The sequence below is a fragment of the Mycolicibacterium chengduense genome (assembly GCF_033741155.1).
Classification (GTDB): domain Bacteria; phylum Actinomycetota; class Actinomycetes; order Mycobacteriales; family Mycobacteriaceae; genus Mycobacterium.
This window is the reverse complement of the sequence record NZ_JAWQNH010000002.1, coordinates 347,840-367,373: the sequence shown is the minus strand read 5'-3', so window position 1 is coordinate 367,373 and position 19,534 is coordinate 347,840. Positions and strand designations below refer to the sequence as shown.

General features: G+C 68.3%; 19 protein-coding genes. 8 read left to right on the top strand and 11 right to left on the bottom strand.

What is annotated here, in order from left to right:
* Positions 1-15: 15 nt before the first annotated feature.
* Both mycP and eccE read left to right on the top strand, forming a co-directional pair.
* Positions 16-1,341, top strand: coding sequence for a type VII secretion-associated serine protease mycosin (gene mycP / locus SBI67_RS07315; RefSeq protein WP_413232421.1), 1,326 nt, complete (start codon positions 16-18; stop codon positions 1,339-1,341).
* A complete protein-coding gene (gene eccE, locus SBI67_RS07310) occupies positions 1,338-2,246 on the top strand; it encodes a type VII secretion protein EccE (protein WP_318979904.1) in 909 nt (302 codons plus the stop codon). Before mycP ends, eccE begins: the two co-directional genes overlap by 4 nt.
* Here the strand turns inward: eccE and SBI67_RS07305 are convergent.
* Positions 2,236-3,426 carry an alpha/beta hydrolase family protein gene (locus SBI67_RS07305; protein WP_318979903.1) on the bottom strand — a complete coding sequence of 397 codons (1,191 nt, stop codon included), beginning with the start codon at positions 3,424-3,426 and terminating at the stop codon, positions 2,236-2,238. The two genes, eccE and SBI67_RS07305, sit on opposite strands and share 11 nt — an antisense overlap.
* A 25-nt stretch (positions 3,427-3,451) precedes the next feature.
* Positions 3,452-4,330 (bottom strand): amidohydrolase family protein, encoded by an 879-nt coding sequence (locus tag SBI67_RS07300; RefSeq protein ID WP_318979902.1) that lies wholly within the window; start codon positions 4,328-4,330, stop codon positions 3,452-3,454.
* A 44-nt stretch (positions 4,331-4,374) separates the two neighbouring features.
* Here SBI67_RS07300 and SBI67_RS07295 point away from each other — a divergent pair, with 44 nt between their 5' ends.
* Positions 4,375-5,139 (top strand): trans-aconitate 2-methyltransferase, encoded by a 765-nt coding sequence (locus SBI67_RS07295; protein WP_318979901.1) that lies wholly within the window; start codon positions 4,375-4,377, stop codon positions 5,137-5,139.
* 24 nt (positions 5,140-5,163) lie between these two features.
* On the opposite strand, the gene cysC is transcribed toward SBI67_RS07295, so the two are convergent.
* The 7 genes from cysC to SBI67_RS07260 form a co-directional block, all read right to left on the bottom strand.
* Entirely contained in the window at positions 5,164-7,059 is a 1,896-nt protein-coding gene (cysC, locus tag SBI67_RS07290; RefSeq protein ID WP_318979900.1) for a sulfate adenylyltransferase subunit CysN, read from the bottom strand.
* Positions 7,059-7,964, bottom strand: a complete 906-nt coding sequence (gene cysD / locus SBI67_RS07285; RefSeq protein ID WP_318979899.1) for a sulfate adenylyltransferase subunit CysD — start codon at positions 7,962-7,964, stop codon at positions 7,059-7,061. The genes cysC and cysD overlap by 1 nt, the downstream gene beginning before the upstream one ends.
* Positions 7,961-8,770: a trehalose 2-sulfotransferase gene (gene stf0, locus SBI67_RS07280; RefSeq protein WP_318979898.1), complete on the bottom strand. Its 810-nt coding sequence runs from the start codon at positions 8,768-8,770 to the stop codon at positions 7,961-7,963. Before stf0 ends, cysD begins: the two co-directional genes overlap by 4 nt.
* Before the next feature lie 63 nt (positions 8,771-8,833).
* Positions 8,834-10,225: a sulfatase family protein gene (locus SBI67_RS07275; protein WP_318979897.1), complete on the bottom strand. Its 1,392-nt coding sequence runs from the start codon at positions 10,223-10,225 to the stop codon at positions 8,834-8,836.
* Positions 10,226-10,298: 73 nt separating this feature from the next.
* A complete protein-coding gene (locus tag SBI67_RS07270) occupies positions 10,299-11,018 on the bottom strand; it encodes an NUDIX hydrolase (protein WP_318979896.1) in 720 nt (239 codons plus the stop codon).
* Complete coding sequence (locus SBI67_RS07265; protein WP_318979895.1) at positions 11,015-11,497, bottom strand: hypothetical protein; 483 nt, start codon at positions 11,495-11,497, stop codon at positions 11,015-11,017. The genes SBI67_RS07270 and SBI67_RS07265 overlap by 4 nt, the downstream gene beginning before the upstream one ends.
* Positions 11,498-11,571: 74 nt before the next feature.
* Positions 11,572-13,224, bottom strand: a complete 1,653-nt coding sequence (locus SBI67_RS07260; protein WP_318979894.1) for a purine-cytosine permease family protein — start codon at positions 13,222-13,224, stop codon at positions 11,572-11,574.
* Between the two features lie 91 nt (positions 13,225-13,315).
* Between SBI67_RS07260 and SBI67_RS07255 the strand changes: the two genes are divergently transcribed.
* Positions 13,316-13,996, top strand: coding sequence for a phosphatase PAP2 family protein (locus SBI67_RS07255; protein ID WP_318979893.1), 681 nt, complete (start codon positions 13,316-13,318; stop codon positions 13,994-13,996).
* On the opposite strand, the gene SBI67_RS07250 is transcribed toward SBI67_RS07255, so the two are convergent.
* Positions 13,950-15,431 carry a bifunctional phosphatase PAP2/diacylglycerol kinase family protein gene (locus tag SBI67_RS07250; RefSeq protein ID WP_318979892.1) on the bottom strand — a complete coding sequence of 494 codons (1,482 nt, stop codon included), beginning with the start codon at positions 15,429-15,431 and terminating at the stop codon, positions 13,950-13,952. The genes SBI67_RS07255 and SBI67_RS07250 overlap by 47 nt on opposite strands.
* A 90-nt stretch (positions 15,432-15,521) precedes the next feature.
* Here SBI67_RS07250 and SBI67_RS07245 point away from each other — a divergent pair, with 90 nt between their 5' ends.
* Positions 15,522-16,184, top strand: a complete 663-nt coding sequence (locus SBI67_RS07245) for a L,D-transpeptidase family protein (protein ID WP_318979891.1) — start codon at positions 15,522-15,524, stop codon at positions 16,182-16,184.
* Here SBI67_RS07245 and SBI67_RS07240 read toward each other — a convergent pair whose 3' ends face one another.
* The gene (locus SBI67_RS07240) at positions 16,185-16,667 is read right to left on the bottom strand and encodes a nuclear transport factor 2 family protein (protein WP_318979890.1); all 483 of its coding nucleotides are present in this window, start codon (positions 16,665-16,667) and stop codon (positions 16,185-16,187) included.
* Between the two features lie 212 nt (positions 16,668-16,879).
* Here SBI67_RS07240 and SBI67_RS07235 point away from each other — a divergent pair, with 212 nt between their 5' ends.
* The 3 genes from SBI67_RS07235 (at position 16,880) to SBI67_RS07225 (ending at position 19,504) form a co-directional block, all read left to right on the top strand.
* Complete coding sequence (locus SBI67_RS07235; RefSeq protein ID WP_318979889.1) at positions 16,880-18,745, top strand: Hsp70 family protein; 1,866 nt, start codon at positions 16,880-16,882, stop codon at positions 18,743-18,745.
* Positions 18,746-18,821: 76 nt separating this feature from the next.
* Positions 18,822-19,082, top strand: a complete 261-nt coding sequence (locus tag SBI67_RS07230; protein ID WP_266045353.1) for a hypothetical protein — start codon at positions 18,822-18,824, stop codon at positions 19,080-19,082.
* A 2-nt stretch (positions 19,083-19,084) separates the two neighbouring features.
* Positions 19,085-19,504 carry a hypothetical protein gene (locus SBI67_RS07225; RefSeq protein WP_266045352.1) on the top strand — a complete coding sequence of 140 codons (420 nt, stop codon included), beginning with the start codon at positions 19,085-19,087 and terminating at the stop codon, positions 19,502-19,504.
* The last annotated feature ends 30 nt before the right edge of the window (positions 19,505-19,534 follow it).

Genomic DNA, 19,534 nt, shown 5'->3' with positions numbered 1-19,534 from the left:
GGCACCATTGGGGCCGTGGTGCTGCTGAGCTGTCCCGCCGCGGGAGCAGTCACGCCGCCGGCGGTCGACGCTGCGGTGGGGCCACCCACGGGAGCGGCGGGGCCGGTGCAGCCCATGGCGCTGCGTACCCCGTGCGTGACCACCGGTGTGCTACCCGGCACCGATCCTTCGGCGGTGAACCCGAACCAGGTGGCCCTCGACCTGTCCCGGGCCTGGCAGTACAGCCGCGGCGACGGACAGACCGTCGCTGTCATCGACACCGGCGTCCGCCCCGGCCCGCGGCTACCGAACGTGGAGCCTGGTGGTGATTTCGTCGAGGCCGGTGACGGACTGTCCGACTGCGACGGCCATGGCACGCTGGTCGCCGGGCTGATCGCCGGGCAGCCCGGCCAGGACGGATTCTCCGGTGTGGCGCCCGGCGCCCGGCTGGTGTCGATCCGCCAGACCTCCGCGCACTATTCGCCCGCGCAGCAGGGGCCCGATCCGGTACTCACCCGTGCCGGTATCGATATCGCGACGCTGGCCCGCGCGGTGGTGCGGGCGGCCGACCTGGGTGCGCGGATCATCAACATCTCCGCGGTGACCTGCCTGCCCGCCGACAACACCGTCGACCAGTCCGCCCTGGGCGCGGCGCTGCGGTACGCTGCGGTCGACAAGGACGCCGTCATCGTCGCAGCGGCCGGTAACAGCACTGCCACCACCGCAACCGGAACCTCCTGTGCGGCAAACCCACTCGCCGACCCGGCCCGCCCTGGCGATCCCCGGAACTGGGCCGGCGTCGCATCGGTGTCCATTCCATCCTGGTGGCAGCCCTATGTGCTGTCGGTCGGCGCGCTGACTCGGCAGGGCGAACCCGCACCGTTTACCATGGCTGGGCCCTGGGTCGGCATCGCGGCACCTGGTCAGGACATCACCTCGGTGAGCAACGGCACCGACGGCGCACTGGCCAACGGGCTGCCCAGCGCCAGAGGCGAACTCGCGCCGGTCAGCGGGACCAGCTACGCCGCGGCGTACGTGTCCGGGGTGGCCGCACTGGTGCGATCCCGCTTCCCCGAGCTGACCGCCGAGCAGGTGGTGCGCCGGCTGACGGTGACAGCGCACGGTGCCGACCGCTCACCGTCGAATCTGGTGGGCGCGGGCAGCGTCGACCCGGTCGCCGCGCTGACCTGGGATGTACCCGGTCCGGGCGGCCCGGCTGCTACAGCCAAAGCGATTGCCGCACCACCGGTTGCGGAGCCCAAAGACGTCACCCCTGCGATCGTCGCTTTCGTCGGGGCCGGGGTGCTCGCGCTGGTGGTCGTGGCGGTCGCCGCTCTTCGACGGAAGGACACAGCCGCATGACGGCCCGACTCGCCCTGGCGTTGCTCTTCATCACCCCGGCCGCACTGGCCTATCCTTGGCCGACGGTCGCCTCGAGGTGGGTGCTCGGTGTGGCGATCGTCCTAGTCATCGTGTTATTCGCTTGGTGGCGTGGAGAATTCGTCGCGACGCTGCTGCGGCGCCGGCTGGCAATCCTGCGCCGTAACATCCGCACGTCCGGCACCGGCGCGCAGCCGGCCGATCACGCGTCGGTGCTGCTGCGAATCGAAGGCGCGGGTGAGCTACCGGTGCCGCTGATCGCCGGGTACGTCGACCGCTACGGACTGCGCTGCACCAAGGTTCGCATCACGAGTCGCGACCAGGGCGGGCACCGGCAGACCTGGGTCGGCCTGACCCTGGCAGCCGAGGACAACCTTGCTGCCCTGCAGGCACGTTCGGCGCACCTACCGCTGCACGAGACCGTCGACGTACTCGGCCGCCGGTTGGCCGGCCACCTGAGAGAACATGGGTGGACGGTCACCCCGGACGACGCCGGCCAGCCGGAACCGGTTCGCGATGGCGCGCGGGAGTCTTGGCGTGCGCTGGCCGACGGCGACGGGTTCGTTTCTGCGTACCGCATTCCGGTACCGGCGCTGCCGGAACTCCTGGACGCGGTATGGGCAAGTCCAGCGCAGGAGACCTGGACCGCCGTCGAGTTCGGCGTGCGCAGCGTCGCGGCCCTGGTCGCGTTGCGTAGCGCCGAAGCTCCCGGGGCCGCCGCACCGGTGCCGGGACTGACCCGGCTGGGCGGGCAACAGCGGCCCGCACTCGAGGCGCTCGCGTTGTCTGCCGTACACCGTCTGGACGGTCATGAACCAGCCGACCCGGACCTGTCCGCCCGGCTGATCTGGCCGGCGGATGTCGCGCAGGCGCCGGTCAGAACATGAACGGTCGCAGGAACCGCGTCATCCGGCGCAGGTAGTCCGGCTGGCTGACATGCACGACGTGGTTACCCGGGAACCAGTGGAATGCGCAGCGATCCCAGTGCCGCCACAGCATCTCGGCCTGCTGCGGCGGTGCCAGCCGGTCGCCGAGGCCGGCGATGATCAACCGCCGGTCCCACGGCACCAGCGGCCGATAGTTCAGCGGTGAATGGAACAGGGTGGCCGCGTCGGAGCGGGCCTTCTCGATATGGGTCAGCCGGTTGCCGAGGGCGACAAGTTTGTTGGCAGGGAACCAATCCGCGAAGGCGGTCTCGGGCGTCACCACCGGCACATTCGGGATGACGGCCTGGATGCGGTCGTCGACGCTGGCGATCAACGCCGACGTGTAACCGCCGAGCGACATCCCGGTCAGCGCAATGCGGTCGACCCCGGTGTACTCCAGATGGTCCAGTACCGAACGAAAGTCGTGCACGGCCTGGGCCATCGATTCGGCGAATCCGGCCATCCCGTCGGCGAAGTACCCGAATCCGCTGTAGGGCGAGCCCTTCTCGGCGCGAGGACCGTGGAACGGCAGGGTATAGAGCAGCACGTCATACCCGCAGCGGTAGAACCACGGCAGCGCGAAGAACAGCCCGTTGAGCAGGTACGGCGAACCCATGAACCCGTGGATGACACACAGCGTAGGGTGCGGTCCGTCGGCGTGTACCCAGTGCTGGGCGTGCACCACATTGTTGCGGCTGTAGGCCTGCCGTTGCTCGCGCAGCGCCGGATTGACGGCCCGGAAGCTGCTCTGGAAGCGCAGGTTGCGGACCTCGCCGTGGGCCATCCAGGCGGCGATCGGGTTGGCCGGACGCGAGGAAACCCGGGGCGGGGTGGTCGGGGCCGGGAAGGACCGTTGCGGGTCATGCTGCGCGGCCAGGTCGATGTAGAAGTCCAGCGCATCCTCATCGGCGTGGACGCGCGACGGGTGCAGCGCCGCCGACGCCAGCCGCGGCAGCATGGCCGCGCCGACGATCGAGGCGATGGTGGTGCGCAATCCGAGGTCGGCGATGGCCGAGGAGTCGACCACGAGCCGTTGTTGCCAGGTCAGGTCGACGCGCCGGGGCAGCCCGCGGGAGTCGGCGCCGGGGACATCGGGGACCGGCAGGGGCGACACCTGCGGCACCGGGAACGGTTCGGTCACCTGCCGATGGTAACCGCGGAACCGGTCAGTTCAGCCCGAACAGGGCCACCCCATTGTCGTGGAACACCTGCCGCAGCCAGTCGTCGTCGACGCCGGGTAGCCGGGTCACCGCTGTCATCGCATCCAGGTAACCGTAGGGAATGTTGGGGAAATCGCTGCCCCACAGGATGCGGTCGCCGAGCGCGCGCAGCCTGGGATACTCTGCGACGGGGAACGGCATGGTCTCCTCGGAGAATCGGGTGAAGGCCATCGTGGTGTCCAGAGCGACACCGCTGAAACCTTCGGCCAGATCGAGGAATTCGGTGTACTCGGGCATACCCATGTGCGCGACGATCAACCGCAACCTCGGGTGCCTGCGCAGGACGGCGCGCACCGGATCCGGTCCGGTGTGGTTGCCCGGCTGCGGGCCAGAGCTGCAGTGGATGACCACGGGGACGGCGGCCTCGGCCAGCAGGCCCCAGACCTCGTCGAGCAGCGGGTCGGTGGGGTCGTAGCCGCCCACCTGTACGTGCGCCTTGAAAACCTGGGTGCCGCCGGTGATGGCGGCCTGCACGTACCCGGCGGCGGTGGGCTCGGGATAGAAGGTGGCCGTCGACAGGCAGTCCGGGGTGTCGGCGGCGAACTGTGCCGTCCACTGGTTCAGCCATGCCGCCATATCGGGTTTGTGGGGGTACACCAGCGAGGTGAAGGCGCGCACCCCGAACCTTCGCAGGGTGTCCAGCCGGGCTTGCTCGTCGCTGCGGTAGGTGATGGGCCAGGGCCGGCCCACCAGCGGACCGGCGGCGTCGAAGTACTGCCAGACCTTGTCCATGACGTTCTTGGGCATGAAGTGGGTGTGCACGTCGACGATGCCGGGCAGCCCGAGGGATTCCCAGATCCGACGCACCGAAGTCGGTTCGTCCATCGTTGCCGAACATACTCACAGTTGCGGGGAGGACAATCGCGGGTGTGTGGAATCCCGATGTATACCTCGCGTTCGCCGATCACCGCGGGCGCCCGTTCTTCGACCTGCTGTCGCGGGTGGCCGCCGACGCACCCCGACGGGTGGTCGACTTGGGTTGCGGTCCCGGCAACCTGACTGCGACGCTGGCTCAGCGGTGGCCGGGGGCGCAGATCGAGGCGTGTGACTCGTCGCCGGAGATGGTGGACAAGGCACGCGAGCGTGGCCTGGACGCCACGGTCGGCGCCATCGAGGAGTGGACGCCCCGACCCGATACCGATGTGGTGGTGTCCAACGCCGCGTTGCAGTGGGTGCCGGGGCACCGGGACATCGTGCTGCGCTGGGCCCGACAGCTGGCACCTGGGTCGTGGATCGCCTTCCAGGTGCCCGGCAACTTCGATGCGCCCTCGCACCGGGCGATCCGGGAGCTGGCGCGTCGCGAACCGTTCGCCGAACCACTGCGCGAGATGCCCTGGCGGGAAGCCGATGTCGTCGGCAACCCGGAGGACTACGCCGGACTGCTCACCGACGCAGGATGCGCGGTGGACGCCTGGGAGACGACCTATATCCACGAACTCCGCGGCGCGACACCGGTATTGGATTGGATCACCGGAACAGCGTTGACGCAGGTGAAGGCCAGGCTCTCCGAGCAGCTGTGGCAGCAGTACCGGCAGGAGATCATCCCGGCGTTGGCTCAGGCCTATCCCGCCCGCGCCGACGGCATCACGTTCTTCCCGTTCCGGCGCGTGTTCGTCGTCGCTCAAATTCGGTGATTTGTGGAGCCGCAACCGTAATGATTACGGGTGCGGCTCCACAAATCGCCTCTTGTCGAGCAGTTCGATGACCTGTTGGACCAGGTGATCGATATCGGCCCCGGTGGTGTCGACCACCAGGTCCGGTGCCTCGGGCGCCTCGTACGGCGCGTCGATCCCGGTGAGCCCCTTGAGTTCTCCGGACTTCGCCCGCGCGTACAGGCCCTTGGGGTCGCGGCGCGCGCACTCCTGCACCGGGGTGGCGACGTGCACCTCGATGAACGGCAGCTTGGCGGCGTCGTTCAGGGAGCGGGCTATCTCGCGATCCGAGCGCAGCGGTGACACCAGCGCGGCCAGCGCGACGACACCGGCGTCGGCCAGCAACCGGGTGAGATGGCCCACCCGCCTGATGTTCTCGGTGCGGTCACCCGCCGAGAAGCCGAGATCATCGGACAAGCCGTGCCGCAGATTGTCCCCGTCCAGCAGGTAGGCCACTTGGCCGGCCTCGACCAGTGCCCGTTCCACGGCCACGGCCAGCGTGGACTTCCCCGAGGCGGGTAACCCGGTGAACCAGATGGTTGCGCCGCGCTGGCCGGTCTTGGTCCAGCGGTACTCACGGTCGAGCGACGACGGATGCCACTTGATATCGGAGCGATTGTGACCGCTGGGTTTGAGTTCGCGGGCCTCGACGATGATCCCGGCGCCGACGGTGTCGTTGGACACCTCGTCGATCAGGATGAAGGCGCCGCTGTCGCGGTTCTCGGCGTACGGGTCGGCCACCACCACCGAGCTGGTGCGCAGCGTGACCGCGCCGATATCGTTGAGTACCAGCTCAACCGGGCCGTCGAGTTCGTCGAGTGTCTCGGGATCCAGCTTGGTGTGCAGATCCTGCACCGTCGCCCGCACGGTGCGGGTGCCCTGCTTGAACGCCAGCCGATCACCCGCGCGCAACGGGCTGTCCTGGAACCAGCAGACCGTGGCGTCGATCTCACGGGCCAGCACCGGCAGCGGGGCCTGGTCGGCCGCGCTGACGAACACATCACCGCGGCCGACGTCGATATCGTCGGCAAGTTCGATCGACACCGACAGCGGCGCCACGGCAGTGGTTCGCTCGTCGTCGAGGGTGTCGAGCACGGTGACGGTGGACCGCGTGCCGGCGGGCAGGCTCACCACCTCGTCGCCGACGCTCAACGTCCCCGCCGATAGCCGCCCGGTGTAGCGGCGGCGCTGCTCCGAGGTCGGGCGCGACACCCACTGCACCGGCAGCCGCAGGTTCGCGGGATCAGGGTGTGGCGCCGAAAGCTCGATGCCCTCAAGGTATTCCAGCAGCGTCGGGCCGGTATACCAGGGCGTGTTGGTGGAGCGGTGCACGACGTTGTCACCCAGTTTGGCGGCGATGGGGATCACCGTCAGCTCGGCTCCACCGAGCCGGTCGGCGACCAGTTGCAGCTCGCCCTGCACCTCGGCGAACCGGCCCTCGTCGAAGTCGACCAGGTCGATCTTGTTGACGGTGGCCACGAAGTGCTTGATACCCAACAGCTTTGCGATTCGCGCGTGGCGGCGGGTCTGGCGCAGCACACGCGCGCGGGCATCCACCAGCAGGATGGCCACGTGCGCGTTGGACGCACCGGTGAACATGTTGCGGGTATAGCGCTCATGCCCCGGGGTGTCGGCCAGGATGTAGCTGCGGGTATCGGTGGAGAAGAACCGGTAGGCCACATCGATGGTGATGCCCTGTTCGCGTTCGGCGCGCAGGCCGTCGGACAGCGCGGCCAGATCGGCGACGCCGTCGGAGTCGGTGACGGCCTTCAGGTGATCCAGTGGCAGGCTGTCGGTATCGTGCAGCAGCCGGCCGATCAGGGTGCTCTTACCGTCGTCGACCGAGCCGGCGGTGGTGATGCGCAGCAACTGCCGGGTCGTCGAGCCCGTCTGAGAAGCCATCAGAAGTAACCCTCCCGTTTCCGGTCTTCCATCGCGGCGACCGACGTCCGGTCATCGGCGCGGGTCTCGCCCCGCTCGGAGACGGTGGCCGCCGAGATATCGGCGATCACCCCGTCGATCGTGGTGGCCGTGGAGCGCACAGCACCGGTGATGGTGAGGTCACCGACGGTGCGGTAGCGCACCCACTCGACGGCGGCCTTCTCGTCACCGGTCGGCTGCGTGTACTCCGACACCGCGAGCAGGATCCCGTCCCGCTCGAACACCTCGCGTTCGTGGGCGAAGTAGATCGAGGGCAGCTCAAGGTTTTCCAGCTGGATATAGCGCCACACGTCCAGCTCGGTCCAGTTGGACAGCGGGAAGACGCGGACCTGTTCGCCCTTGCGGATACGTCCGTTGTACAGCGACCACGGCTCGGGCCGCTGGGCCCGTGGATCCCACTGCCCGAACTCGTCGCGGAAGCTCAGGATGCGCTCCTTGGCACGGGCTCGCTCCTCGTCGCGGCGCGCGCCGCCGAACGCGGCGTCGAAACCGCCGGCCTCCAGGGCATCGAGCAAGGTGCGCGTCTGCTGCCGGTTCCGCGAGGCGCCGGGGCCGGGGTCGGCTACCCGGCCGCTGTCGATGGTCTCCTGGACCGAACCGACGATCAGCTTGTGCTCGGCGACTCGCCGGTCACGAAACTCGATGACCTCGTCGAAGTTATGGCCGGTATCGACATGCAACACCGGAAAGGGGAGAGGGGAGGGCCGAAAAGCCTTCTCCGCCAGGCGAAGCAGCACGATCGAATCCTTGCCTCCGGAGAACAACAACACCGGGCGCTGCAGTTCGGCCACCACCTCGCGGATGATGTGCACCGCCTCGGCCTCCAACAGCCGTAGCTCGTCGACGTGGACGGTATCGGTCGTCATGTCGGCAATCCTTCCCGGTGCGCATCCGCGCGGTAACGGTCAACCCATTCATCGGATCGCTGATCGGCCTGGCGTTCCAGCACCGGCTGCGGCGCCAGCCGTGGGTCCAGGCCCAACTGCTCCAGCACCGTGGCCACCACCGTGGTGAGGTTGCGCCAAAGGTACGGATAGGACACGTCGATCGGTTCGACCCCTTCCTCGGCAAACCAGTTGCGCCAGCCTTCTTCCTGGGCCCGCAACAACGTCACGACGTGCGCGATGCCACCGGCGTGATACTCGGCGCGGGCATCGCGCACCGGGTCGGGACGACCACGCCACACCCGAGTCTGCACCGCCCGCCAGAAGGACACCGCTTGGGACACCACGTCGGGCCGGTAGACGTGGATCAGCACCGGGTCGCTGCCGACGACATCGCGGATGGCCGCCAGCAGGCCGTCGCCGGAACGGTCGGGGAGATCCTTGGCGCGGTCGAGCAGCAGGGGCGTCTGGTTCCACATCAACTTGCCGCCCCACACCCCGTTCGGGGTGCGCCCGACGGTGCGGATGTAGTCGCGCCAGATCTCGGCGGGCGCCAGATCGGGTTTGCCCTCGACCAGCGGATCGAGCAGTCGCAGGATCGACTCGTCGCCGACGTCGGCGAACCACTCCCGCGGTTGCGGCGACATGCTGGTGTTGGGCAGGTATTGGAAGAACTCCTGCGGCTCGCCGGCCACGCCCGTCGCGCGCAGCGATTCCACCAGCAGGGTGCTACCGCTGCGCTGCGAGGCGAGGACCAGATACGCCGTGGGTGTCGTCGGTGAAGCCATGCGCGAGAGCCTAACCCGTCCGGTAATCCGCTGCTCAGAGGCGTTTTTCGCGCACGGTGAGTATTAATCTTGCGCGCTGCGTTCCCGGTCCACGCCGCGGTCTGCTGCGATGCCGGACCGGCTGGTGACGGGCCGGCCGTGAATGCTCAGGTACGTCTGCGTGTAGCGCTCTGAGATGCGGGTACCGGCGAAATCGGACGGGATGACGTCATTGGTCTTGTGCCGCCAGTCGTCGAGTTTCAGGGCGAGATCCCCGGCGACCGCCTCGGCCGCCAGCAGATCGTCACCGGAAGCATTCGCGGTGAGCAGATTTCGGCTCTCGGTCGGGTCGGTGGTCAGGTCGTAGAGCTCGCGCGCCGGCCGCGGTGTGGTGGCCAGCGGCGCCACTGCGTGACCGGGTGGGCTGTCGGCGATGTCCCACGGCAGATCCAACAGCGGTCGCGGGGCGTAGTTCTCGATATAGCTGTACTCCTTCGTGCGGATGGCACGGATCGGGTCGAAGGAGTCGTGAAAGGTCTTGGTGGTGTAGACCTCGGTGCGAACCTCGTCATCGGCGACCCCGCGCAGTGTGGCGGCATGCGAAAGTCCCTGTACCGCTTCGGGGATCGGTACCCCGAGCAGGTCCAGCAGGGTGGGGGTGAGGTCGACGCCGCTGAACAGGTCGTCATAGACCCGGGGGGCGATGTCGGCGTCGCGGGGCGGGCGCACGATCAGCGCGATGCCGGTACCGGCGTCGTACAGCGTGGACTTGGCGCGCGGGAGCGCGGGCCCGTGATCGGTGAGGAACACCACCCAGGTGGTGCGGTCCAGACCCGTCTCGGCGAGCGTGTCGAGCAGTTCGCCCACGGCGGCGTCGGCCACCGTGATCGACCCGTAGAAATCGGCCAGGTCCTGCCGGACATCGGGCGTGTCCGGCAGGTAGTCGGGGACGGCCACCGCGTCGGGATCGGCGGGGTCGTAGCGTTCCGGCGGGTAGGGCCGGTGGGTCTCGAAAAACCCGGTGGTGAGCAGGAACGGCTTGCCCGTCGGATCGGAGCTGCGCCTGCGCAACCAGTCGGTGGCCCGCTCGACCACGTACTCGCAGTACGAGTTGGATACGTCGAACTCGTCGAACCCCAGCCGGGCGGGATAGGACGTCTCGTGCTGCATGCCGAACAATGCTGTGTGCCAACCTGATTCGGAGAGCAGAGCGGGCAGCGTCTGTACGTCCGAGCGGTACTCCCAGCCGTGGTGGGCCAGCCCGAGCAGCCCGTTGCTCTGCGGGTAGCGGCCGGTGAACAGCGATCCGCGCGACGGCGAGCACAGCGGTGCGGTGGCATGCGCCCTGGTGAACAGGATGCCTTCGGCGGCCAACCGATCCAGTCGGGGGCTGTCGACATCGGTGTGCTGATAGGCGCCGAGGTAGCGGCCGAGATCGTGCCAGTGCACGAACAACACGTTGGCGGGGCCGGTCACAGGAAATCCTTCATCGGAGGTACAGGCAACAGTGTGAATCCGGGTTCGGCAACCCTTTCGTTCACCGAGATGGTCACTTCCAGGCGAACACCGGTTGTTCGAGCTCGTCGACGCGGTCCGGCTTGCCCTCCAGGCCCAACCACCGCAGCTGCAGCAGCACGGCACCGGTGGGTGCGTGGATCAGGTCGTTGCCCAGCGGGATCTGCACCACCGGACGGGGGCTCTCCGGAATGCTGATGTAGCGCGGAGAGTCCTCGCGCAGCAGCTGATGCAGGCCGACCCGGTAGGCGGCGACGACCTCGTCGGGCTGCGGTCGCAGCTCCAGGCGCCCACCGCCCCACAACACCACCGGCGTGATGACATACCCGGAACGGGTCGGGTAGTCGTCGAGCAACCCCAGCACCGACGAGCCGGGCAGCTCGACACCGACCTCCTCGTGGGTCTCGCGCAGCGCGGCATCGACCGCCGTCTCGCCGGGGTCCAAGCGTCCGCCCGGCAGGGCCCATTGCGCCGCGTGAGAGGTGAGCCGGGTCGCACGCCGGCACAGCAGGAACGCGGCGCCGCCGGACACGTCGACCATCCGCCCGTCCAGGCCGGTGTCGGCCAGCGGCCGGCCCGCAGCCCAGTCGTCGACGGGTGCCGGATCGACGCGGTCCTCGCCGAGTTCGGAATCCACCAGCACGATCGCGACCGCGGCATGCCGCTTGGTGGGATCGGTGACGCTGCGGCGGTCGTGGCCGCTCAGGTGGTGCCAGATGCGTTCCCGCAGCGCGGCGTCATAGCTGACGGTCATGGGTGGTAGGGCACGCCGACGGCCCGGAACACCCACTCCGGCGGCACGTCATAGGCCAGGTGCAGGAGGGGCAGCCGCGTCAGCACCTCGGCGGGCAGGGGCTCCTTGTAGTGCAGCGACAGTCGTCCGCTGCAACGCGGGTCCACCCGGCCGACGTCGACGTTGATATGTAGCCCCGCTTCGGAGATGTCGGCGGTCACGGCGCCGGATTGCGGTGCATCCCAACGCTGGTCGATCACCCGGCCGGCCAGTTTCGGTACCGAGGACAGGGTGCCCAGCACGCGTTGGGAGGTCAACACCAGCGACCCGGTGTAGCTGCTGACGCTGCCTGCCGAGCGCAGCCCGGGAACCCGGCCGGAGAAGTGCCGGGTGACGGCCACGTATTCGGCCAGGTGGATGATGCCTTCGGCTTCCACGGCGGCCCGCAGATCGTCGGGTAGCTTGCCGATGCCGAGCAGCTTGCGCAGGAAGACGGCCATGGCCACACAGTACGACGATTTGTGCACGTTCCGTAACGCTCGGCGTGACGGAACGTGCACAAATCACCCGTGGATCAGGCGGGCAGCACGTGCTCCCCGGTCTTGTCGGTGCTCAGGCACAGCGAGCAGATGAACCCGTTGCCCGTCGCCGATGCGATCATGTCGGGCCGCTCGTAATCGTGATGGCAGACAAGGCATTTCAGATGGTCGGCGGCGGGGTTGCCGTGTTCGTCGAACAGCGGCAGGTCGATGCCGTCGTCGGTGCGGCGCAGGTAGTACTTGCCCTTGGTGGCGATCGCGATGATCGGCGGCAATACCACCGCCAAGCCGATGGCGACCAGCGGCGAGTACGGCCGGATGGCCTCACCCAGGCCACCGAAGAAGGCGATGACCGACAGGCCCGCGGCGATCAGCATCGAACCGAAGCCGACCGGGTTGAACGCGTAGAGCATGCCGCGCCGGAACTCCGGCACCTTGGGCGAGAGTTTCAGCAGGTATTTGTTGAACACGATGTCCGAGGCGACCACCACCACCCAGGCCATACCGCAGTTGGCGTAGAAGCCCAGGATGGTGTTGAGGAAGTCGAACATGTTGGCTTCCATCAGGATCAGCGCGATCAGCAGGTTGACCCCGAGGAACACCAGCCGGCCCGGGTAGGTCTTGGTGACCCGGGTGAACGAGTTGGTCCAGGCCAGCGAACCCGAGTAGGCGTTGGTGACGTTGATCTTGATCTGGCTGATGACCACCAGCACCACGGCCAGGGTCATCGCCAGCCAGCCCGGCAGGAAGTTCTGGTAGATCTCCAGGAACTGGTGCACCGGCTGGTTGGCGATGCCGGCGCTGTCGGCGACGTTCGCGATCAAGTACACGGCCAGGAACAGGCCGACAATCTGCTTGATGGCGCCGAAGATCACCCAGCCCGGGCCGGCCAGGAACATCCAGGTCCACCAGCTGCGCTTGTTCTCCGGGGTTTTCGGAGGCATGAACCGCAGGTAGTCGTTCTGCTCGGCGATCTGGGCGATCAGCGACAAGCACACGCCGGCGGCCAGCAGCGTCGAGCCGATGTCGAAGCCCTTGACCCCGTTCTCGCCCTGGTAGGCGAAGAACTGCCCGACCGACTCCGGATGGCTGATCACCAGGTAGATGAACGGCGCCACCATCAGGATCAACCACAGCGGGGTGGTCCACACCTGCAGGGTGGACAACACCTTCATGCCGTAGATGACCAGCGGGAAGATGATGAGCGTGGAGGCGGCGTACCCGAGCCACAGGGGGATGCCCAGCCCGAGCTGCAGGCCCTGGGCCATGATCGACCCTTCGAGGGCGAAGAAGATGAAGGTGAACGTCGCGAAGATGACGTTGGTGACCACCGAGCCGTAGTAGCCGAACCCGCTGCCGCGGGTGACCAGGTCGAGGTCGATGTTGTAGCGCGCCGAGTAGTAGGCCACCGGGAAACCGGTCAGCATCACCACGACGGCGAAGATGAAGATGCCCCACAACGCGTTGGTGGTCCCGTAGGAGATACCGATGTTCGCGCCGATCGCGAAGTCGGCCAGGTAGGCGATACCGCCGAGGGCCGAGATGCCGACCACTCTGGTGGACCACTTCCGGTAGCTGCGCGGGGCAAACCGCAGCGTGTAGTCCTCGAGAGTCTCCTTGGTAGCGGTGAGCCGGTCATCCGCGTCGACGGTGGCGTCAGCCGGCTCGCCCGTGAGCTCTTGTGTCATGGTCAGCAAACTTATGGGGGCTATGTTTCCGCTGCGTCACCACGGCGTTGCCCTCAGGCTGCGCCCAGCTGTGGATGGTAGGACTGGTGCGATGACACGCATGACGCGGTGGGCGGCGGCGCTGGCAGTCGTGAGTGCCGTCGTGTTCGTCGTTCTCCTCGTTGCGGTGCTGACCCATGCCGGCTGGCTGGCATCGGTGGACGCGGCGATCTTGGATCCGCTGCACAGCTACGGTCTGCAGCATCGGGACTGGGTACGGGGCTGGACGATCTTCTGCGATGTGTTCCATCCCGGAGTGTTCCGGGTCGTCGCGGGCATCTGCATCGTCGTGGCCCTGCTTCGTCGGCGGTTTTGGGTGGCGCTGTTCCTGACGCTGTCGGTGGAGGCGTCCGGTGTGCTGGTCGCCGTGCTGAAGATCGCGGTGCAACGGCCGCGCCCGTCCTTCGACCTCGCCTATGAGCCGTCCTGGTCCTTCCCGTCCGGGCATGCGCTCGGGGTGATGGCCGGTGTGCTGGCTCTGACGATCGTGGCCTTGCAGCTCTTTCCGGGGAAGCTGCGGCACGGCCGTCGGACGGCGGTGATCGCCGTGGGCGCGGTGATCGTCGTCGGGATCGGGGTGGGGCGCGTGGTGCTCAATGTGCACAACGCCTCCGACGTGCTCGCCGGCTGGGCGCTGGGCTACCTGTGGGTGCTCGCGTGCCTGCCGGTGCTGCGCCGCGAGCCGGTCAGGTCAGCGGCCGAAACACCGGCAGCGCTCGGTAGCGCACCTTGAACGTCGCCTGTTGGCAGGAGTTCTCCACCTCCCCGTCGTGGGCGACGGGTGTCGGTCCGTCCACCGCGACGAAGCTGAACTCGGGCACCCGCAGTTCGTGATACAGCGGGCTGCGCACCAAGCGACCCAGCGCGAGCGATACCAGGATGCGGGTGCGGCTGAACCGGCGCCCGGTCTCCAGGATGCGGACGTCGATCAACCCGTCATCCATCCGGCTGCGCCGGGACGGGGCGAAGCCCGACGGTGCGTACACCGCGTTCCCGAGGAAGAACAACGACGTCTGCATGGTCTTGTTGTCGTAGCTGATCCGGACCGCGGCATCGCTGCGCAGCGTGCGCCACAACGCGTACGCCCCGGCCAGCGGCTTGCCGATGCGGTGTTCGAGCTTCTCCCGGATTCGCACGAACGCCGGATAGGCGCCGATGCTGGCCGTGTTGACGATGGTGTCGGCCTCGTTGAAGCGGATCACGTCCACATGCGCCCCGTGCCCGGCGCGGATGGCCGCCACGGTGGCGGCCACGCTGTCGCAGCCGATGTCCTTGGCGAAATGGTTGAACGTTCCGCCTGGGAACACCGCCAGCGGCACGCCGGCATCGACGGCAATACCGGCGGCACACGACACCGTCCCGTCCCCGCCGCCGACCGCCAGCACCTCGGCCCGGGCGGCGGCGCTGCGCAGCACCTCGGCGATATCGTCCTGGTCGCCCACCTCGATGATCTCGGTGCGGGGCAGTGCCCTGCGCACGTCGTCGACGACGCGGGCCCCGGTGCCGCTGCCCGAGGCCGGGTTGATGACCAGCACGACCCCTTCGCCGTCGGGCCGCGGCCGGGTGTCCAGCCGCAGCAGTTCCGACGTCGGGGGCGGAGTCTCGACGATGGGCGGGACGACGCGGGCGCCGAGCACCGCGACGGCGGCGCCGATGCCGAACCCGGCGAAGACGTCGCCGGGGTAGTGCGCCCCGGTGGCGACCCTGGACAGGCCGACCAGTCCGGCCAGCAGGGCCAGGCCCAGGCCCACCGGTGGGCTTTCCAGGCCGACGCCCACCGCGAAGGCGGCGGCGCTGGCCGAATGCCCGGACGGTAGCGAATTCGATATCGGGGCGCGCCGCGATCGGCGGATCAGGGGAACGGGGCTGCGGTCCGGCCGGGGTCGGCGCCACAGCCGTTTGGCGCCCTGATTGGTCACCAGGCTGGTGACGGCGAGCGTCACCAGCCCACGCGCGGCCCCGCGCCGCATGGACGGGGTGCCCGCGGCCGCCAGGGCAGTGCCGATGGCGATCCACATCTTGGAATGGTCGGCCGCCGAGGTCAGCCGGGGCATGAGGAAGTCCAGCAGCGGACTGGGCGATTCGGCGACCGCCTCGTAGATCTCGCGGTCCAGGGTGCCCAGGCCCCGGCCGATCTGCTGGAGTCCGCGTGCCCGTCGTCCGATCATGACTCCAACCTACTGATGCCTCTATCTCCGGGAAGGCTGTGTCCAAACCTTGACTTGACCCCGACCGCGCCTGCTGCCGACGATGGTGTGATGCGCCGACTGCTCGCGCCGCTGTGCGCGGTGATCGTCATGTGCGGTGCTGCGCTGGGTTCACCGGTGGCCCGTGCGGTGGACACGCCGTGGTTCGCCGACGCCGTCGGCGGTGCCACCCAAGTGATTTCGGTTGTCGGCGTGGGTGGTTCGTCGGCGAAGATGGATGTGTGGCAGCGCACCGCCGCCGGATGGGAACCGATCGGCGTGGGTATTCCGGCGCATATCGGCGCCAATGGCATGGCGCCGCAGACCCATGACGGTGAAATGAAAACGCCGATGGGCATATTCACCCTCGACTTCGCATTCGGCACCAAACCCAATCCGGGGACGGGGCTGCAGTACGTCCAGGTCGGGCCCGATCACTGGTGGGACGGCGATATGAAAAGCCCCACCTACAACACGATGCAGGTGTGTAAGAAGGCGCAGTGCCCGTTCGACACCGACCCCCGCAGCGGCACCGAGAATCTGCAGATTCCGCAGTACGCGCATGCGGTGGTGATGGGTGTCAACAAGGCCAGGGTGCCGGGCAACGGTGGCGCGTTCTTCTTGCACACCACCGACGGCGGCGCGACGGCGGGCTGCGTCGCCATCGACGACGCGACCCTGGTCAAGATCATGCAGTGGCTGCGCCCCGGCGCCCTGATCGCGGTCGCCAAATAATCAGATATTCAGTGCGCGACCGGGTTTGAGGTGAAAGCTCAGGTTCTCCAACGACATGGTGGCGTCGTAGGTGCGGTCATAGGACGTCGCGCTGATCTTCCAGCCGTCCGGTGTGCGGCGGTAGCGGTCGTGGTAGAAGGCGGCGCCGATGAGCATGAAGTTGAAATCGGGCGCGATGACGCGGTCCTGCAGGTACCAGGTGGCCGAGGCCTCGTCCGGGCCGTCGATGGTGATCTCCGGATGATCCACCCGATGTTCGGTGATGATGGCCGGACCCAGCGATGTGCGCATGAAATCCACCAGCGCCTCCCGATCGGTGAAGTGCAGTTCGTTGCCCAGTGACGGGCCGTAGTCGCCCTTCACGTCTTCGGCCAGGGTGGCGGCGAAGTCGTCCCAGTGCTTGGTGTCCAGCGCCCGCAGGTAGCGGTACTTGACCTCTTTGATGGCCTCGATGTCGCGTGCGTTATCACTCACAGGCGACATTGCAGCACAAATGTCTGCTCACGCAGGCCGATCGGGGGCAGTTGGGTCACACCGGCGGCTGACGGCAACGTCAAAAATGGCGGACGGTCCGGGCTGTTCGGCGCATAGCGGGCGCACAACGATTCCAAAAGTTCAGCGGCGGAACGCAGTTCGAATCGACGCGGTGTGTCCGTTCGTGCCGGCGGCCCGTTGACGGCTAAGGTGTGCTCGATATGAGCGACCCGTTGGGGTTGTCGATCGGGACGACCAATCTGGTCGCGACGAGTGTCGGCGGCCAGTCTGTCACGCGGCGCGCTGTGCTGACGTTGCCCCCGCACGGTGCGCCGGTCGTCGGCGTGCCCACCGGTGACGGTCTGGTGTTGGCCGGATTCGTGGACCGGGTCGGTGATCCGGTGCCGTTGGTGGCGACCGACGGATCGTCGTACTCCGCCGACGACCTGCTGGTCGAGGCGCTGGAGGCGATGGTCGGTAGCGTCGGCGCCGGGCCGGCTGCCATAGCCGTCCCGGCGCATTGGACGCCCGCGACCGTGCGGACGCTGCGCGCCGCCATCCGCGCCAACCCGGTGCTCGCGCCGGGTGGCACCCCGCCCCGACTGATGTCCGATGCGGTCGCCGCATTGACCGCTCTGCGGACCAATCCAGGTCTGAACGGTGGCGGCCCGGTGGTGCTGCTCGACTTCGGGGGTGGGGGTACGAGCATCACCCTTGCCGACGCCGGGGCCACGTTCGACCCGTTGGACGAGACGTTGCGGGTGGCCGAGTTCTCCGGCGATCTGATCGACCAGGCGGTGCTGACCAAGGTGCTCGGGGGCTCAGCCGAAACCCAAGCCGATGCCGACGCCACCGCCGCGGTAGGGCTGCTCGGTGCGCTGCGTGCGCAGTGCCGACAGGCCAAGGAGCGGCTGTCCGCGGTCACCGCCACCGAAGTGCCGCTGACGCTGCCGGGCCGGCCGCCGGTGGTCCGCCTCACCAGGGCGGAATTGGAGGAACTGCTCGACGAGCCGTTCGCCGAGGTCTTGGCCGCCCTGGACAACCTGCTGCGACGTAACAGGATCACCGTCGCGGAGTTGTCCGCGGTGGCCGTCGTCGGAGGTGGTGCGAGCATTCCTCTCGTCACCCAACGGCTTTCCGAGCACACCCGGCTCCCGGTGGTGAGCACCGCCCAGCCCGCGCTCGACGCGGCCACCGGCGCAGCACTTTTCGCGGCGTACGCCGCCGAATCCGAGCTGCGTACCGGACTGGCGCCCATCGCCCCGGATGCGCCGACGGGTTTGGCGCCGTCCGCGGCGGACGCGCCGACGGGCCTGGCGCCCAGCGCCGCCGACACCCAACAGGGGCCCGCCGTGCCCGGTGCGGTCGGCGCGCTGGCCTGGTCCCAGGACGACGACGCCGTCCCCGACCCGGTCCCGTACGCCGGGCCGGAGCTTCCGTACAGCGTGGCCAATCCGTACGGCGTGGACAACCCGTACAGCTTGGACACCGCCACACGTGCTGTGGCACAGCATGTTCCACGTTCCTATGACGATCCGCCGAAAGCCTGGCAGCGACTGCCCATCCTGGTGTTCGCCGGTGCGGGTGTGCTGACCCTGGTGGCGTTGGGCGGGGTCGCGGTTGCGTTGACCGGCAATTCAGGCAATTCGGAGGAGCCCCGCCCGGCGCCGTCCACCGCGCCCGCTACACATGCGATCAGCCCGCCACCGGCCCAGACGCCGCCCGCGGCCATCTCGCCCTCCGCGGTTCAGGCCCCGCCGCCGGTCGTCACCGTCACCACCGAACTGCCGCCGCCGACGCAGACACCCGAGCCGGTGGTGACCGCAACGCATACCGTCACCGTCACCACCACCACGCAGCCCACGACGACCACAACCACGACGACCACGACCACGCCGAGCACCACCACCACTCCGCCGACCACCACAACCACGACGACGACCGAGACCACAACGCCGGCGATGACCACGACCTACATCAAGGTGCCGTTGATCCCGGTGCCCATCCCCATTCAGGTGCCCAACCGCGGGGCGCCGGCCTCTCCCACCACGGCGCCCTACCCGGGCGTCCCCGGCTTCCCGCAATGAACCGGTAACGAGGACCGCAGCAACATCACAGCCAGGGTCCAGCCAGTCTGAGGTTGGCCACAGCACGATCTGGGGCATGAACACACAACCGCCATCGCGCTCTCGTCGCGCGCTCCTGGGCGTCGTCGGAGCCGGCGCGCTGATCACCCTCGGTGCGCTCAGTGCCACGCACAGCGCCGGAGGCCCGACCAGCATGCTGGCCGGATCGGGTGACGCCCCCGCCAACACCACCTACTCGTCACCCGTCGTGCAGCCCGCCAACATGGGTGCGACCGCGACGTGGACCACCCCCGCGACGGTGGAACCCACCACCATGGCCGTCCCGAAGAAGGGCTGAGCATGAAACGCCTTGCCCTCGGCGCGGGACTGGCCGCCGTCTCGGCCGGTGTGGTCGTGGTGATCAGCACCGGCAGTGCCGCCGCTGCGAATACCGACGTGACCGGCCAGAAGTACAGCGACGCCTCGTCGACGCTCAGCGGAGCCGGCTACACGGTGATCGTCGGCACCACCTTCGGTGACGAACAGCAGCGCGATGACTGCATCGTCGTCAACGCCCAGCCCCGCACCGCGCAGCCGCCCCCGAACAGCAGCGGCTCGGCGACCAAGGAGATGGTCGTCTCGCTGAACTGCGACTCCGGTGCGGCCTCAAACAAGTCGGCGGGCTATTCCGCCGGCAGCCCGGAGGGCCGGGCCGCCAAGGCCGCCGCCGAATCGGCTGCCGCGCAGTCGTCGGCCGAGGCGGCGCCGTCGGGCGGCTGACCCTACTTGTCGTACCCCTCTGACAGAATC

Coding starts and splice junctions, on each gene's coding strand:
- SBI67_RS07225 (WP_266045352.1), top strand. CDS start 19,085: ATGAAACGCCTTGCCCTCGGCGCGGGACTGGCCGCCGTCTCGGCCGGT.
- stf0 (WP_318979898.1), bottom strand. CDS start 8,770: ATGGCTTCACCGACGACACCCACGGCGTATCTGGTCCTCGCCTCGCAG.
- cysC (WP_318979900.1), bottom strand. CDS start 7,059: ATGGCTTCTCAGACGGGCTCGACGACCCGGCAGTTGCTGCGCATCACC.
- SBI67_RS07300 (WP_318979902.1), bottom strand. CDS start 4,330: ATGGACGAACCGACTTCGGTGCGTCGGATCTGGGAATCCCTCGGGCTG.
- SBI67_RS07250 (WP_318979892.1), bottom strand. CDS start 15,431: ATGATCGGACGACGGGCACGCGGACTCCAGCAGATCGGCCGGGGCCTG.
- SBI67_RS07255 (WP_318979893.1), top strand. CDS start 13,316: ATGACACGCATGACGCGGTGGGCGGCGGCGCTGGCAGTCGTGAGTGCC.
- SBI67_RS07270 (WP_318979896.1), bottom strand. CDS start 11,018: ATGACCGTCAGCTATGACGCCGCGCTGCGGGAACGCATCTGGCACCAC.
- SBI67_RS07230 (WP_266045353.1), top strand. CDS start 18,822: ATGAACACACAACCGCCATCGCGCTCTCGTCGCGCGCTCCTGGGCGTC.
- SBI67_RS07245 (WP_318979891.1), top strand. CDS start 15,522: ATGCGCCGACTGCTCGCGCCGCTGTGCGCGGTGATCGTCATGTGCGGT.
- cysD (WP_318979899.1), bottom strand. CDS start 7,964: ATGACGACCGATACCGTCCACGTCGACGAGCTACGGCTGTTGGAGGCC.
- eccE (WP_318979904.1), top strand. CDS start 1,338: ATGACGGCCCGACTCGCCCTGGCGTTGCTCTTCATCACCCCGGCCGCA.
- SBI67_RS07240 (WP_318979890.1), bottom strand. CDS start 16,667: ATGTCGCCTGTGAGTGATAACGCACGCGACATCGAGGCCATCAAAGAG.
- SBI67_RS07235 (WP_318979889.1), top strand. CDS start 16,880: ATGAGCGACCCGTTGGGGTTGTCGATCGGGACGACCAATCTGGTCGCG.
- SBI67_RS07260 (WP_318979894.1), bottom strand. CDS start 13,224: ATGACACAAGAGCTCACGGGCGAGCCGGCTGACGCCACCGTCGACGCG.
- SBI67_RS07265 (WP_318979895.1), bottom strand. CDS start 11,497: ATGGCCGTCTTCCTGCGCAAGCTGCTCGGCATCGGCAAGCTACCCGAC.